Source organism: Streptomyces sp. NPDC048277 (genome assembly GCF_040652235.1).
In the GTDB taxonomy this organism is placed as follows: Bacteria; Actinomycetota; Actinomycetes; order Streptomycetales; family Streptomycetaceae; genus Streptomyces.
The window spans coordinates 65,349-79,984 of record NZ_JBEZLQ010000031.1 but is presented as its reverse complement, the minus strand read 5'-3'; the positions used below and the strand labels follow the sequence as shown (position 1 = coordinate 79,984).

General features: G+C 71.5%; 11 protein-coding genes and 1 pseudogene. 3 read left to right on the top strand and 9 right to left on the bottom strand.

Features of this window, described 5'->3' with window-relative positions; genetic code table 11:
- Window positions 1–484: 484 nt before the first annotated feature.
- The gene (locus AB0D85_RS43840) at window positions 485–835 is read right to left on the bottom strand and encodes a cytidine deaminase (RefSeq protein WP_362334034.1); all 351 of its coding nucleotides are present in this window, start codon (window positions 833–835) and stop codon (window positions 485–487) included.
- Between the two features lie 38 nt (window positions 836–873).
- The gene (locus AB0D85_RS43835) at window positions 874–1,695 is read right to left on the bottom strand and encodes a helix-turn-helix transcriptional regulator (RefSeq protein WP_362334199.1); all 822 of its coding nucleotides are present in this window, start codon (window positions 1,693–1,695) and stop codon (window positions 874–876) included.
- Between the two features lie 150 nt (window positions 1,696–1,845).
- Here AB0D85_RS43835 and AB0D85_RS43830 point away from each other — a divergent pair, with 150 nt between their 5' ends.
- The gene (locus AB0D85_RS43830; protein WP_362334029.1) at window positions 1,846–3,303 is read left to right on the top strand and encodes an MFS transporter; all 1,458 of its coding nucleotides are present in this window, start codon (window positions 1,846–1,848) and stop codon (window positions 3,301–3,303) included.
- Here AB0D85_RS43830 and AB0D85_RS43825 read toward each other — a convergent pair.
- From AB0D85_RS43825 to AB0D85_RS43810, 4 genes are read right to left on the bottom strand one after another with little or no spacing between them, the layout of a single operon-like run.
- Window positions 3,300–3,659: an MmcQ/YjbR family DNA-binding protein gene (locus tag AB0D85_RS43825; protein WP_362334026.1), complete on the bottom strand. Its 360-nt coding sequence runs from the start codon at window positions 3,657–3,659 to the stop codon at window positions 3,300–3,302. The genes AB0D85_RS43830 and AB0D85_RS43825 overlap by 4 nt on opposite strands.
- Entirely contained in the window at window positions 3,656–4,960 is a 1,305-nt protein-coding gene (locus AB0D85_RS43820) for a hemolysin family protein (RefSeq protein ID WP_362334022.1), read from the bottom strand. Before AB0D85_RS43820 ends, AB0D85_RS43825 begins: the two co-directional genes overlap by 4 nt.
- A gap of 20 nt (window positions 4,961–4,980) precedes the next feature.
- Window positions 4,981–5,478 carry an rRNA maturation RNase YbeY gene (gene ybeY, locus AB0D85_RS43815; protein WP_362334019.1) on the bottom strand — a complete coding sequence of 166 codons (498 nt, stop codon included), beginning with the start codon at window positions 5,476–5,478 and terminating at the stop codon, window positions 4,981–4,983.
- A gap of 14 nt (window positions 5,479–5,492) precedes the next feature.
- Window positions 5,493–6,560, bottom strand: coding sequence for a PhoH family protein (locus AB0D85_RS43810; RefSeq protein WP_362334016.1), 1,068 nt, complete (start codon window positions 6,558–6,560; stop codon window positions 5,493–5,495).
- Window positions 6,561–6,784: 224 nt separating this feature from the next.
- Between AB0D85_RS43810 and AB0D85_RS43805 the strand changes: the two genes are divergently transcribed.
- Entirely contained in the window at window positions 6,785–7,483 is a 699-nt protein-coding gene (locus AB0D85_RS43805; protein WP_362334011.1) for an FAD binding domain-containing protein, read from the top strand.
- 163 nt (window positions 7,484–7,646) lie between these two features.
- Here the strand turns inward: AB0D85_RS43805 and AB0D85_RS43800 are convergent, their stop codons facing one another.
- The 3 genes from AB0D85_RS43800 to AB0D85_RS43790 all read right to left on the bottom strand — a co-directional run bounded on the left by AB0D85_RS43800 (window position 7,647) and on the right by AB0D85_RS43790 (window position 11,154).
- Window positions 7,647–8,726: a PfkB family carbohydrate kinase gene (locus AB0D85_RS43800; RefSeq protein ID WP_362334196.1), complete on the bottom strand. Its 1,080-nt coding sequence runs from the start codon at window positions 8,724–8,726 to the stop codon at window positions 7,647–7,649.
- A 191-nt stretch (window positions 8,727–8,917) separates the two neighbouring features.
- Window positions 8,918–10,207, bottom strand: coding sequence for a glucarate dehydratase family protein (locus AB0D85_RS43795; RefSeq protein WP_362334008.1), 1,290 nt, complete (start codon window positions 10,205–10,207; stop codon window positions 8,918–8,920).
- On the bottom strand, window positions 10,204–11,154 hold the full coding sequence (locus AB0D85_RS43790) for a 5-dehydro-4-deoxyglucarate dehydratase (RefSeq protein ID WP_362334005.1): 951 nt from the start codon (window positions 11,152–11,154) through the stop codon (window positions 10,204–10,206). Before AB0D85_RS43790 ends, AB0D85_RS43795 begins: the two co-directional genes overlap by 4 nt.
- Before the next feature lie 202 nt (window positions 11,155–11,356).
- Here AB0D85_RS43790 and AB0D85_RS43785 point away from each other — a divergent pair.
- Window positions 11,357–14,334, top strand: a pseudogene (locus AB0D85_RS43785) (Tn3 family transposase); the annotation flags it as partial.
- Between the last annotated feature and the right edge of the window lie 302 nt (window positions 14,335–14,636).

Sequence of the window (14,636 nt, the reverse complement as noted above, 5' to 3'; positions counted from 1 at the left end):
GTGACGCAGGTGCGGGTGCGTAGGGGGATGCTCGCGCAGTTCCCCGCGCCGCCGGCTGTGGCACTGCGCCGAAGGAGTGGTTGCGGAAGTGACGCAGGTGCGGGTGCGTAGGGGGATGCTCGCGCAGTTCCCCGCGCCGCCGGCTGTGGCACTGCGCCGAAGGAGTGGTTGCGGAAGTGACGCGGGTGCGGGTGCGTGGGGCTGGTCGCGCAGTTGCCCGCGCCCCTGACAGGTGGGACCGGCTGGGGCGCTTGCAGAGGGCACCCGCTCAACACGCGCGGACGGCAGCCGCGCCCCAAAGGGGCGCGGGGAACTGCGCGAGCAACCACGGCGGCGGCGCACCCGCCCACTCGCCCCGCCCACCCGAGTCAACCAACCCCCGCCCCCCAGCCCACGGAGTCAACCAAGCCCCGCCTCTCCGCCCACGGAGTCAATCGACCCTTCGCTTCTCAGGCGACCGAGTCGGGTGGGCGGTGGGAAAGAATCACGCAGGGACAGTGAGCCGAACCTCCCCGTCCGGCCCCGCCAGCAGCACCGGCGTCCCCGGCCCCCCAAGATCCCGCACCGCGGCCAGGTCCCCGGCGTCGACCTCACCCGCCCCCGACACCACCGCCGCCGCCTCCAACGACTCCGCCCCCGACGCCACCGCCATCGCCACCGCCGTCCGCAGCGCGCTCAGCCGCAGCGAGGGCAACTCCACGGTCCCCGCCACATACGTACGCCCCGTCGAGTCCCGTACGGCCGCCCCCTCGGGCACCCCGTTGCGGGCCCGGGCCGAGCGGGCCAGGGTGACGATCTTGCGGTCCTCGGGATCAAGCGCGTTGCTGTCGGTCATGCCCCGAGCATACGAACAAGCCGCGGGGTCCCCCGTCATCACCCCGCCACCGGGTACATCGCCCCGCGCCGCCCCTCCGGCGAGGCCAGCCACTCCAGCTTCGCCGCGGTCCCCGCCTCCTCCAACGGCGTGTGCAGCACGACCGTGAGGTCCGGCCGGGCCGGCACCCGCATCGCCGTGGACTCCAGGCACAGCAGCCCGGCCAGCGGATGCTCCAGCTCCTTGCGGATCTGCCCGGCGTCCTCGATGTCCCGCTCCGCCCACAGCGCCGCGAACTCCGCACTGGACTCCGTCAGTTGCGCCAGCAACGCCTGGAACCCCTCGTCGTCCGGCCGCGCCGAACTCGCGGCCCGGAACTGCGCCACCACCGTCCGCGCGTTGCGCTCCCAGCTCGCCGAACGGGACCGGTACAGCGGATCGGTGAAGAAGTCGACGAGACAGTTCTGCGTGATGTCCGGCCGCATGCCGAGCACGATCGCCGCCGAGTCGTTGTACATCACGCAGTTGTAGTAGATGTCCATGATGTGCGCCGGATACGGCATCCATGTGTCGATCAGCCGCCGCAGCCCCTCACCCATGTCCGGTTTCCCCGCCGCCGGCCGGGGCGCCGGCGGGTTCAGCCCGGCCAGCAGATACAGGTGCCGCCGCTCCGCGTCGCCCATCCGCAGCACCCGCGCCACCGCGTCCAGCACCTGCGCCGACACGGAGATGTCCCGCCCCTGCTCCAGCCACTGGTACCAGGAGGCGCCCACCCCGGCGAGCACGGCGACCTCCTCGCGGCGCAGTCCGGGCGTGCGCCGCCGCGCCCCGCCGTCCGGCAGCCCCGCCTCGGCGGGTGAGACCCGGGCCCGCCGGGTCATCAGGAACTCCCGGAGTTCGCGCCGGCGATGGGTCTTCAGCGCATCCGCAGCAGCCACGTACCGATCCCCCTCGTTGCCGTGTCTGGTGGTGCCACCACCACCATAAGTTCCGACTCCCCACGGCTATTCCGCCCGCCGGAAGCTCTCCCCATGGCGACCGACACGACCACCGACGACACGAACCCCACCACCGCAACCACCACCGGACGCACGCCCCCGTCCCCCGCCCCGCGGCTCTCGGCCCGCGACCGACTCGGCCTCTTCGTTCTCTGCGCGGCCCAGTTCATGGTCGCCCTGGACTTCTCCGTCCTGAACGTGGCGCTGCCCGCCCTCGGCACCGACCTCGGCATGAGCCGCTCCGCGCTCCAGTGGGCGGTGACCGCGTTCGCGCTGCCGTCCGGCGGCTTCCTGCTGCTCTTCGGCCGGATCGGCGACCTGTACGGCCGCCGGAAGCTGTTCCTGACCGGTCTCGCCCTCTTCGGCGCGGCCTCGCTGCTGGCGACCCTGGCCTGGGACCCGGCGTCCTTCCTGACCGGCCGTGCGCTCCAGGGCCTCGGCGCGGCGGCGATCGTACCGACGGGCATGTCCCTGCTGACCACCACCTTCCCGGAGGGCCCGGCCCGCGACCGCGCCCTCGGCATCTCGGGGACGCTGCTGTCGCTGGGCTTCACCGTCGGCATGGTGGCCGGCGGCCTCCTCACCGACGCCCTCGGCTGGCGCTCGACCATGGCCCTGCTGACGGCGTTCGCCCTGATCGTGCTGCCCCTGGCCCCCGGTCTGCTGCCGGAGTCCCGGACCCCCGACCGCCCGCGCCTGGACGTCCCTGGCGCGATCACCGTCACCAGCGGCCTGCTCGCCCTGATCTACGCCCTGTCCACGGCCGCCGACCACGGCTTCGCCCGTACGGACGTGGTCACCACCCTCGTCGCGGGCGTGGTCCTGCTGACCGCGTTCGTCGCGGTCGAGTCCCGTACCGCCACCCCGCTCGTCTCCCTGCCGATGCTGCGCCGCTCCACCGTGGCCTGGGGCAACGCGGGCGGTCTGGTCACCTTCTCGATGATGTCGACGGTCGTCTTCACGCTGACCCTCTACCTCCAGGAGGTGCTGCACCTGTCGGCGTTCGAGACGGGTCTGGTCTTCGGTGCGCAGGGGGTGCTGTCGGCGGTCGCGGGCACCTTCGCCCCGAAGGTCATCGGCCGCCACGGCGCCCGCCGCGTCCTGGTCGGCTCACTGGCCGGCCAGGGCACCCTGACCGCCGCCCTGCTTCTCCTGGACACCCACAGCTGGTCGGTGTGGCTCGCCACGGCCGCCGTGTCCCTGGCCAGCATGTGCCACCTGGGCGCGATCATCTCGTACGGCCTGACGGTCACCTCGGGCGTGCCGGACGAGGAGCAGGGCCTGGCCACGGGCCTGGTGACCTCGACCCAGCAGGTCGGCATCACGATCGGCATCCCGCTGCTCGGCGTGCTGGCCACCACCTCGCCGTCCCTCCTCACCGGCGTCCACACGGTGGTCGCCCTGGACGCGGTGATCGTCCTGACGGCCGCCGCCCTGGTCGCCCTGGGCCTGCGCCGCGCCCGGCCCGGCAACCCGGTCCAGGGCTCCTAGGACCGGTCCAGCCGCAGCCGCTCGGCCCTCGGCAGACCCGCGACGACAAGGTCGTAGGAATCCTCGATCAGCTCCTCGACGAGCCGGTCGGGGAGGCCGCCGTCCACGGTGACGGTGTTCCAGTGGCGCTTGTTCATGTGGTAGCCGGGGGCGATCAGGCCCTCGTGGTCGGCGCGGAGCCGGATCGCGTCCTCGGGGTCGCACTTGAGGTTGACCTTGAGGGGCTTCCCGTCCATCCAGCTCAGCGCGAACATCTTCCCCAGCACCTTGAAGACCGAGATGTCCGGGTTGAAGGGGAAGTCCTCCTCGGCCGCGTTGAAGGAGAGGCAGAAGGCGCGGAGCCGGTCCGGGGTCACTCGGGTCGGGCCTCCTCCGGGTCCACGGCCGCGGGCACCGGCTCCACCAGCACCGTCACGATCTTGTTCCGGCGTCCGCTGGAGGCCTCGGCGGTGAGGGCCAGCCTGCGGCCGTCGGGGAGTTCGACCTGGGCGGAGGCGCCGGCGATGGGCACCCGGCCGAGCGCCTTGGCGAGCAGTCCGCCGACGGTCTCCACGTCCTCGTCGTCGTACTCCTCCAGGCCGTACAGCTCCCCGAGGTCGGTGATGTCGAGGCGGGCGGTGACCCGGTAGCGGTCGTCGCCGAGGGCGGTGACGGGCGGGAGTTCGCGGTCGTACTCGTCGGTGATCTCGCCGACGATCTCCTCCAGGATGTCCTCGATGGTGACGATCCCGGCCGTGCCGCCGTACTCGTCGATGACGACGGCGACGTGGTTGCGCTCCTTCTGCATCTCGCGCAGCAGGTCGCCGGCGTTCTTGGTGTCGGGCACGAAGAACGCGGGCCGCATGGCGGTGGAGACCAGGTCGGACTCGGCGTCCCGGCTGATGTGCGTCTTGCGGACCAGGTCCTTCAGATACACGATCCCGACGATGTCGTCCTCGCTCTCCCCGGTCACGGGTATCCGCGAGAAGCCGGACCTGAGCGCGAGGGTGAGGGCCTGGCGGATGGTCTTGTACCGCTCGATGGCGACGAGGTCGGTCCTCGGGACCATGACCTCGCGCACCAGCGTGTCGCTCAGTTCGAAGACCGAGTGCACCATACGGCGCTCCTCGTCCTCGATCAGGGACTCCTTCTCGGCGAGGTCGACCAGGGCGCGCAGTTCGGCCTCGGAGGCGAACGGGCCGCGCCTGAAGCCCTTTCCGGGGGTGAGGGCGTTGCCGAGGAGGATGAGGAGATACGGGATCGGGCCCATGATCCTGGCGAGCGGCAGCAGCACGTACGCGGCGGCCGTCGCCGTGTTCAGCGGGTGCTGGCGGCCGATGGTGCGCGGGGAGACGCCGACGGCGACGTACGACACGAGCACCATCACGCCGATCGCGGCGAGCAGCGCCTGCCAGGTGCTGGGGATCTCCTGGAGGCAGGCGTAGGTGACCAGGGCGGCGGCGGCCATCTCGCAGGCGACGCGGACCAGCAGCGCCACGTTGAGGTAGCGGGTCGGGTCGGCGGCGACCTGGGCGAGCTTGGCGCTGCCGCGCCGCCCGGACTTCACGGCCTCCTCGGCGCGGAAGCTGGAGACGCGGGCGATACCGGCCTCGGCGCAGGCGGCCAGCCAGGCGACGACGACCAGGGCGATCGCGCCGAGGACGATCTGCGGACTCATACGGATACGACCCGGCCCGGTCAGGAGACCGTCGGCGCCGGGGACGGGCCGGTCAGGCCCTGCTCCGACCGCCAGCCGTCCACGATGGCCGCCTGCAGACCGAACATCTCGGCCTTCTCGTCGGGCTCCTCGTGGTCGTAGCCGAGCAGATGCAGCACTCCGTGGACGGTGAGCAGCTGGAGCTCCTCGTCCATGGAGTGCTGTGTCTCGGCCTCGGCCCCCTGCTTGGCGGCGACCTCCGGGCACAGCACGATGTCGCCGAGCAGCCCCTGCGGGGGCTCGTCGTCGTCCTTCGACGGCGGCCGCAGCTCGTCCATCGGGAACGACATGACATCGGTCGGCCCGGGCAGGTCCATCCACTGGATGTGCAGCTGCTCCATGGCGTCGGCGTCCACGACGATCACCGAGAGCTCGGAGAGCGGGTGGATGCGCATCCGTGCGAGCGCGTAGCGGGCGATGTCGAGGATCGCCTGCTCGTCGACCTCGGTTCCGGACTCGTTGTTGACGTCGATCGACATGGCGCTGTGCTTGTCTACTTCCCCTTGTGCCCGGACTTCGGACGGCCGCCGTTGTGGGCGCCGTTCTCCGTGCCGTGCTGGCTGTCGAACTTCTCGTACGCGTCGACGATACGGCCCACCAGCTTGTGCCGTACGACATCGTGGGACGTCAGCCGGGAGAAGTGCACGTCCTCCACGCCTTCGAGGATGTCCTGCACCTGCCGCAGACCGCTCTTGGTGCCGTTCGGCAGGTCGACCTGCGTCACGTCACCGGTGATCACGATCTTCGACTCGAAGCCGAGGCGGGTGAGGAACATCTTCATCTGCTCGGGCGAGGTGTTCTGGGCCTCGTCGAGAATGATGAAGGCGTCGTTGAGCGTGCGGCCTCGCATGTAGGCCAGCGGCGCCACCTCGATCGTCCCGGCCGCCATCAGCCGCGGGATCGAGTCCGGGTCGAGCATGTCGTGCAGCGCGTCGTACAGCGGGCGCAGGTACGGGTCGATCTTCTCGTAGAGCGTGCCGGGCAGGAAGCCCAGCCGCTCCCCCGCCTCCACGGCCGGCCGGGTCAGGATGATGCGGTTGACCTGCTTGGACTGCAGGGCCTGCACCGCCTTGGCCATGGCCAGATACGTCTTTCCGGTACCGGCGGGGCCGATGCCGAAGACGATCGTGTGCTTGTCGATCGCGTCGACGTACCGCTTCTGGTTGAGGGTCTTGGGGCGGATGGTGCGGCCGCGCGAGGACAGGATGTTCTGGGTCAGAACCTGGGCCGGGGTCTCCTCCGGGCCCTCCCCGTTCTCACTCGCCCGCAGCATGGCGATCGAGCGTTCCACTGCGTCCTCCGTCATCGGCTGCCCGGTGCGGAGCACCAGCATCATCTCGTCGAACAGGCGCTGGACGAGGGCGACTTCGTGCGCGTCGCCGACCGCGCTGATCTCATTGCCCCGGACATGTATGTCGGCCGCCGGGAAGGCCTTCTCGATCACGCGCAGCAGGGAGTCGCCGGATCCCAGCACGGTGACCATCGGGTGCTGGGCGGGAACCTCGAACTGAGCTCGGGCCTGCTGCTGCGCGGGGGTGTGAGCTGTGGGTGTCTGAGTCATGGGCCGGCGCTTAAGGCCTGCGGTTCCTCCTCTTCACGGCCGCGTAGCTGAGGGCGGCCTCGCAGAATCAAGCGTACGACGCCGGACTGACAACGCCGTAGGCCTTTTCGATGTGGAAGGCGCCCCCGGTGAAACCGTGAGCCCTGCATGCGCTCCTGCACGCCGGGGCAGAATCCGAGCTACGTCCGTATGTCCTTACAGAGCCCTTCAGAAAGCAGGTAGCCGTGCTGCTGCGTCTGCCCACGTCGGTGTCCGAGGCCCGGGAGTACCTGGCCGAGGGGGCGATACCCGTCGGCGGAGCGACCCTCGTGTGGGCCGCCTGGCAGCGGGACGGCTTCCCGGAACAGGCGGTGTCCCTGCGGGGGGTGCCGGAGGCCACGGTGATCGGGGACGGGGTGCTCGGCGGCGCGGTGCTGCTGCACCAGGTGGACGACCGGGTTCCGGAGGTGCTGCGGCTGGCGGCGAAGGGGGTCGGCACGGGGGCGGTGCGCCGGACGGCGACGGTGGGCGGGAACATCGCCGGGTCGAGTCTGCGGGACCTGCTGCCGGCGGCGATCGTGCTGGACGCGCGGGCCGACGTGCTCACGGCGGACGGGGTGGACGAGGTGGACCTCGCGGAGCTGGAGGCGAAGTCCCCGGTGCTGCTGGCGCTGCGCTGGCGGGAGCCGGTGAAGGGGTCGTACACGAAGGTGCCGGACCCGGCGGGCGGGGAGGTGCCGAGCATCGTGGCGGCCGCGGTGGACACGGAGGGCGTGCTGCGGGTCGCGGTGCGGGAGCGGTACGCGGTGAGCAGCGGGAGTGTGGAGGGCGGGGCGGGGATGGTCGAGGCGGTGGGGGAGTTGTTCCGCGGGGAGTTGTCGGGGGTTTCGGAGGTTGTACGGGGGTTGGTGCGGGGGCAGGTCGCGAGGGTGCTGGAGTTCTAGGCGGCGCGATTCGGTCGTACGCCGGGGGCGTCCCAGCTGCGGGCAGGCGTGCCTCCCCCAGTGCCTTAAGGGCCTGGGAGGTGCCCCCAGGCGGCACGGGTGGGCGCAGCGGCACCCTGCCGGCGCCGGCAAGCGAAACCCCCGCCCCAGCCCCCACTCACCGTCACCCCGCCCGGCCGAACCCGATCGTCGGCACCGCTCTCCGCAACGGCCACGGCCGGATCTGGTCCTCGCCCGGCACCAGCCCCTCCAGGAACGCGTACCTCCGCAGCGCCGCGGGATCCTGCCCCGCCACCGACTGGACCTTCCGCCACCACGCCCCGATCTCCGCCCATCCCGGAGCGGACAGCGAGCCGCCGAACTCCTGCACCGAGAGCGCCGCCGTCAGGCCCGCGAAGGCGAGGCGGTCCGCGAGGGGCCAGTCCGCCAGCGTGCCGGTGACGAACCCGGCGACGAACACATCGCCCGCGCCGGTCGGGTCGAGGGCCTCCACGGCGATCGCCGGGACCTCGGCGGACTCGCCGGTGCGCCCGTCGACGGCGTACGCCCCGTCCGACCCGAGGGTGACGACCGCGAGGGGCACGTACTCGGTGAGGGCGTGCGCCGCGGCGCGCGGGCAGTCGGCGCCGGTGTACCGCATCGCCTCCTCCGCGTTCGGCAGGAACGCCTCGCAGTGTTCGAGATCGGCGAGCGCGGCGAGGTCCCACTCCCCCGTGTCGTCCCAGCCGATGTCGCCGAAGATCCGGGTGCCCTCGGCGGCGGCGCGGGCGATCCACGGGTTGCGTTTGCCGGGCGTGAGGGAGGCGACCGCGGCGCGCGCACGGGCGGGGTGCCCCGGCGCGTTCTGCTGGCGGAACAGTGTGTCGGCGGGGGGCTCGTGGCCGTGCGAGACCATGGTCCGCTCGCCCTCGTACGCCATGGAGACGGTGACCGGCGAGTGCCAGCCGCGCACGGTGCGCGACGGGGAGAGGTCGATGCCCTCGCCCTGTTCGAGCGCGTCCCAGCAGTACTCGCCGTAGTGGTCGTCGCCGAACGCGGCCGCGAGGGAGGTCCGCAGGCCGAGGCGGGCGAGGGCGGTGGCCATGTTGGCGATGCCGCCGGGGCTGGAGCCCATGCCCCGGGCCCAGGACTCGGTGCCGCGCACCGGCGCCGAGCCGAGGCCGGTGAAGATGATGTCCAGGAAGACGGTGCCGGTGAGGTAGACGTCCCAGGGCGGATCGTCCGGTGCGCGCAGGCCGGCCAGCGGGTCGACCTGCGCGGCACAGTGCGGTGCCGTTGCTCCCCTGTCGTCGTCGAGGTACTCCGGTTCCTCTCCGGCGAACGCGTTGGACGCGGTCACGGTGCGCTCCCTGACGTGGTGCCGATCGGGCCAGTGTGCACCATGTCGTACGACGGGCGGCGGCTCTCGCCGTACGACCGCCCGAACGAGCGCGTCTACCAGCGCGGGACGGCCGGTGTCGTCCACCCCGGCTCGGCCACCCGCATCGCGGCCGCGTCGTCGCGGTCGTGCAGGGTCCCGTCGTCGTCCAGCCACCGCTGATGCAGCCGTCGTACCTTCTCCCGGTCCAGCTCCACACCGAGGCCGGGCGCGTCGGAGACGGTGACCCGGCCGCCGTCGAAGGCGAGCCGTTCGGTGAGGACGTCCTCGGACTGCCAGGGGTAGTGGGAGTCGCAGGCGTGGTGGAGGTCGGGGACGGTCGCGGCCACGTGGGTCATCGCGGCGAGGCTGATGCCGAGGTGGGTGTTGGAGTGCATGGAGACGCCGACGCCGAAGGTGCGGCAGACGGCGGCCAGTTCCCGGGTGTTGCGCAGTCCGCCCCAGTAGTGGTGGTCGGAGAGGACGACCTGGACGGCGCCCCGGGTGAACGCCTCCTGGATCTCGCCGAAGGTCGTGACGCACATGTTGGTGGCGAGCGGGACGTCCGTGTCGGCCGCCACCTCGGCCATCGCCGGGGTGCCGAGCGCCGGGTCCTCCAGGTACTCGAGGACGTCCCCGAGTTCCTTCGCGACCTTCAGCGAGGTCTCCACGGACCAGGCGCCGTTGGGGTCGAGGCGCAGCGGGTGCCCGGGGAACGCCTCCGCCAGCGCCCGTACGGCCGCGATCTCCTCCTCCGGCGGGAAGACCCCGCCCTTGAGCTTGAAGGAGGTGAAGCCGTACCGCTCCGTGAAGCGGCGGGCCTGCTCGACGACGCCGGCCGGGTCGAGCGCGGCCCCCCAGTCGTCGGTCTCCGCCGGAACCCCCTCCGGGTGCGCGGCCCACTTGTAGAACAGGTACGCGCTGTACTCGACCGAGTCGCGCACCTTGCCGCCGAGCAGCGCGTGCACGGGCAGCCCGAGCGCCTTGCCGAGGGCGTCGAGGCAGGCGACCTCGAAGCCGGAGACGACCGACAGCCGCAGCTTGTCGGCGGTCTGCACCCCGCGCAGCCCGCCCACGTCGACCTGGCCGGAGACCCGGGCCGCGTCCACGGCGACCTCGTCGGCGACGGTGAACAGCCCGTTCAGGTCACTGACCTGCCGCCCGCGCAGCTTCTCGGCGAACGGCCGGGCCAGCTCCAGGTACTTGGTGTCGCCATAGGTCTCACCGACCCCGACCACCCCGTCGGCGGTCTCCACCTCCACGATCAGCCGGGGGGTGTACGGCTGGTGCACGCCCTGCGTGTTCAGCAGCGGCGGGTCGGCGACCAGGATCGGGGTGAGGCGGACGTCGGTGATCGTGAGGTTCACAGGGACGCTCCTACGAGGTCGAGTCCGGCGGTGAGCAGGGCCTTGAGGTCGGCCAGGTCGGCGGCCGAGGGGTCGGTGAGCGGGGCGCGCACCGGGCCCACCGGCCGGCCGCGCAGCCGGGCCGCCGCCTTCACCAGGGACACGGCGTATCCGGGGACGCGGTCGCGGAGTTCGACGAGCGGCACGTAGAAGTCGCGCAGCAGTTTGTCGACCGTGCCGTGGTCGCCGCCCTGCAGGGCGGCGAAGAAGGCGTCGGCGATCTCGGGGGCGAAGGCGTGCACGGCGGAGGAGTAGGCGGGGACGCCGACGGTGGCGTAGGCGCGGGCCTGGATCTCGGCGGTGGCGGCGCCGTTGAAGAAGAGGAAGCCCTCCGGGGCGGCGAGGGTGAGCCGCTGGAGCCGGTCGAGGTCGCTGTGCCCGTCCTTGAGCCCGATGACGCCGGGGATGCGGGCGATACGCCTCAACGAGTCGGCCGTATAGGCGACCTGACCGCGCTGGTAGGCGATGAGCGGAAGCCGTGTCCGGGCCGCGAGCCGCTCCAGCTGCGCGACCAGCCCGTCCTGCGGGGCGGCGACGAGATAGTGCGGCAGCACGAGCAGGGCGTCCGCGCCCGCCTCCTCGGCGATGCGCGCGAAACGGGCGGCCTGCGCCCAGCCGTACCCCACCCCGGCGACCACGGGCAGCCGCCCGCCGGCCTCCGCCACTGCCACGCTCACCACCTGCCGGTACTCGTCCTCGTCGAGCGAGAAGAACTCACCCGTGCCACAGGCCGGGAAGAGCGCGCCCGGCCCGGCGGCCAGCTGCGCGCCGACGTACTCCCGGAACCCGTCGGCATCGAGGGACCCGTCCGCGTGAAAGGACGTCAGCGGAAAGGACAGCACCCCGCCCGCCATCCCGTCCCGCAGCCTGCGCACCACGCTCCCCGGCTCTCCGTCCACCGAATCCATCTCCCCACATAGACGCCATCTACGTATGAAGACAGAGACTAGATATGCGAACGCACCCCCGTCAACGGCACGGGGGTTGAGGAACATCGGAACGAAAACTGGCGCTAAGCCTGTCGCGCGCCTGGGAGCGCTTTGACCTGGGCTTCGGTGGGGGCGGAGCCTTCGGCAGTCATGTTGATCACTGACTGTCTGGAGGTCCGGAGTGCCGGTCGAGTTTCTGACGGATGAGCAGGCCGCGAAGTACGCGGCGTACGACGGGGCGCCGGCGCGCGCCGAGCTGGAGCGGTTCTTCTTCCTGGACGACGCGGACCGGGCGCTGATCGAGTCCAAGCGGCGGTCCCATAACCGGCTGGGCTTCGCGGCCCAGCTGACGACCGTGCGCTATCTCGGGGTGTTCCTGGACGACCCGTCGGACATCCCGGCGGAGGTCGCCGACTACCTCGCCGAGCAGCTCGGCATCGCGGACGCCTCGGTGCTGAAGGTGTACGGCGAGCGGGAGAAGACCCGGTTCGAGCATGTGTGGGAGCTGCGCAAGTTCCTGGAGTACTCGGAGTTCGCCGAGGTGGAAGCGGAGTTGCGGGCGTGGGTGGATGCGCGTGCGTGGATGACCGGGGAGGGGCCGAAGGCGCTGTTCGACGCGGCGGTGGGGTGGCTGCGCGAGCGGCGGGTGCTGCTGCCCGGGGTGACGACGCTGGCGAGACTGGTCGCCTCGGTGCGGGAGGCGGCGAACCAGCGGCTGTGGGACACCCTCTACGGGCTGCTGAGCACCGGTCAGCGGGCGGTGCTCGACTCCCTGTTGACCGTGCCGACCGGCGCGCGGGTGTCGGAGCTGGACCGGCTGCGCCGCGGTCCCGTACGCATCTCCGGGCCGCAGATGAAGTGGGCCCTGGAGCGGGCGAAGGAGATCACGGACCTCGGGATGGGCGAGGTCGAGGTGACGGGGATACCGCCGCGGCGGCTGGCGGAGCTGTCCCGCTACGGCGTGGACGGCAAGGCGTCCCTGCTCAGGCGGCACGGCGACTCCCGGCGTCTGGCCACGCTGTTGGCGACCGCGGTCTACCTGACGACCCGGGCGGTGGATGACGCGCTGGACCTGCTGGAGGTGCTGATCGCGACGAAACTGCTGGCGCGTGCGGAGCGGGAGACGGCGAAGGAGAAGCTGAAGACCCTGCCGCGGGTCGAGCGGGCCGGCGCGAAGCTGGCCGCCGCGTTCCGGGTCGTGTTCGACACCACCTCCGAGCAGGTCGACACCGACACCGGGGAGATCGCCCCGCCGAAGGTGGAGACGCTGGAGGCGATGTGGACGGAGATCGAGCAGGTGGTGCCGCGCGAGGAGCTGGCGGCGGCGATCGCCGCGTTGTTCGAGCTGACCCCGCCGCTCGACTCCGACGCCGACGAGGCATGGCGGGCCATGCTGGTCAACCGGTTCGGCGCCGTACGGCCGTTCCTCAAGCTCCTGGTGCAGGTCGTCGACTTCGGCGCCAGCCCCGAGGGCCTGCCCGTGCTGAAGGCCCTGCGGACGCTGCCGGAGCTGATGGGCCGCAAGAAGGTCGGCCCCGAGGAAATCGACACCGGCTTGCTGATCGGCTCGTGGCGGCGGCTGGTGCTGTCCGCGCCGCACCTGGAGCCGGGCACGGTGGACTGGAAGGCGTACGCGTTCTGCGTGCTGGAGCAGTTCCACCGGATGCTGCGGAGCAAGCAAGTGTTCGCGAAGAACTCCTCCAAGTGGGGCGATCCCCGGGCCAAGCTGTTGGACGGGGAGGCGTGGGAGCAGGCCAGGCCCGCCGTGCTGGCCTCCCTGGGACTGCCCGCCGAGGCGGGCGAGCACCTGGCGGCGCGGGCCGCGCTGCTGGACGGCACCTACCGCGAGGTCGCAGGAAGGGTGCCGGCGAACTCGCAGATCGTGTTCGATGACGACGGGCGGCTGCACTTCGCCGCACTGGAGCCGGAGCCCGAACCGGCCTCCCTGCGGAACCTGCGGGAGGCGGTGGAGGCGATGCTGCCCCGCGTCGACCTGCCGGAGGCACTGCTGGAGGTGTTCTCCTGGACCGGCGCCGACCAGGCGTTCACCTCGGTCACCGGCGGCGAGGCGAGGCTGAAGGACCTGCACGTGACGGTCGCCGCGCTGCTGGTCGCGCACAGCTGCAACGTCGGCTACACCCCGGTCATCGGGGCCGCGGACGCGCTGAAGTACGGGCGGCTGTCCCACGTCGACCAGACGTATCTGCGGCTGGCGACGTACCGGGCCGCGAACGCGGCCCTGATCGACCACCAGGCGTCGATCCCGCTCGCTCAGGCGTGGGGCGGCGGGCTGGTCGCCTCCGTGGACGGCATGCGGTTCGTCGTCCCTGTGCCGTCGGTGTACGCACGGCCGAACCCGAAGTACTTCGGGCGCCGGGGCGGCGCCACCTGGCTGAACATGATCAATGACCAGGCGGCGGGGCTCGGCGGGAAGGTCGTGGCCGGCACCCCGCGCGACTCCTTGTATGTGCTGGACGTCCTCTACGACCGCGACGGCGGCATCCGCCCCAAGATGATCGTCACCGACACCGCCTCGTACAGCGACATCGTCTTCGGCCTGCTCACCTTGGGGGGTTCGCGTACGCGCCTCAGCTCGCTGACCTGCCGGACCAGAAGATGTGGCGCATCGACCGCACAGCCGACTACGGCGCCTTCCAGGACGCCGCCCGCGGCCGGGTCGACCTCGCCAGGATCGAACGGCACTGGGAGGACATCCTGCGGATCATCGGCTCCATCCGCACCGGCGCGGTGCGCGCGTACGACGTCATCCGCATGCTGTCGAGGGACGGGCGCCCGACCCCGCTCGGCGACGCGATCGCCCACTACGGGCGGATCTCCAAGACCCTGCACATCCTGCGCCTGGCCGACGAGCCCGGCTACCGCCGCCAGATCAAGGTGCAGGCCAACCTCCAGGAGGGCCGCCACGCGCTCGCCCGGAAGATCTTTCACGGCAAGCAGGGGCAGCTCTACCAGCGCTACCAGGACGGCATGGAGGACCAGATCGGCGCCCTGGGCCTGGTCCTCAACGCCCTGGTCCTCTTCACCACCCGCTACATGGACGCGGCGGTGAACCAGCTGCGTGCGGACGGCTTCGACGTCCGCGACGAGGACGTCGCCCGCCTCTCTCCGTTCGTCCGTCACCACATCAACATGCTCGGTTCTCTCGCCGGTTCCGGAGTGTTGCTGATCGAGCGTCCTGGAGTTGGTGCACGACGCGTGCGAGTGGTGAGGATCAGTGGAGTTGGCCCTCACCACTTGTCTGCGGTGGTTTGTCAGTCCGAGCTGGTTAGCACGGTGACTCGCTGTCCTGCGGGCACCGCCACCGGGCTCGACGACGGCGAAGACGGGGCTGAGGACTGACCTGGGGCGTTTGGGCTGGTCACCGGAGCAGAGTCGGTACCGGGATCCGTAACAGTGACCGCGCGCGTGACCGCTTGCGCTCCCGGTGGGCGGCCTGGCGG

Excerpts from the sequence above, each read along its gene's own strand:
- AB0D85_RS43840 (WP_362334034.1), bottom strand. The coding sequence starts at position 835 with ATGACCGACAGCAACGCGCTTGATCCCGAGGACCGCAAGATCGTCACC.
- AB0D85_RS43835 (WP_362334199.1), bottom strand. The coding sequence starts at position 1,695 with ATGACCCGGCGGGCCCGGGTCTCACCCGCCGAGGCGGGGCTGCCGGAC.
- AB0D85_RS43830 (WP_362334029.1), top strand. The coding sequence starts at position 1,846 with ATGGCGACCGACACGACCACCGACGACACGAACCCCACCACCGCAACC.
- AB0D85_RS43820 (WP_362334022.1), bottom strand. The coding sequence starts at position 4,960 with ATGAGTCCGCAGATCGTCCTCGGCGCGATCGCCCTGGTCGTCGTCGCC.
- ybeY (WP_362334019.1), bottom strand. The coding sequence starts at position 5,478 with ATGTCGATCGACGTCAACAACGAGTCCGGAACCGAGGTCGACGAGCAG.
- AB0D85_RS43810 (WP_362334016.1), bottom strand. The coding sequence starts at position 6,560 with ATGACTCAGACACCCACAGCTCACACCCCCGCGCAGCAGCAGGCCCGA.
- AB0D85_RS43790 (WP_362334005.1), bottom strand. The coding sequence starts at position 11,154 with ATGGATTCGGTGGACGGAGAGCCGGGGAGCGTGGTGCGCAGGCTGCGG.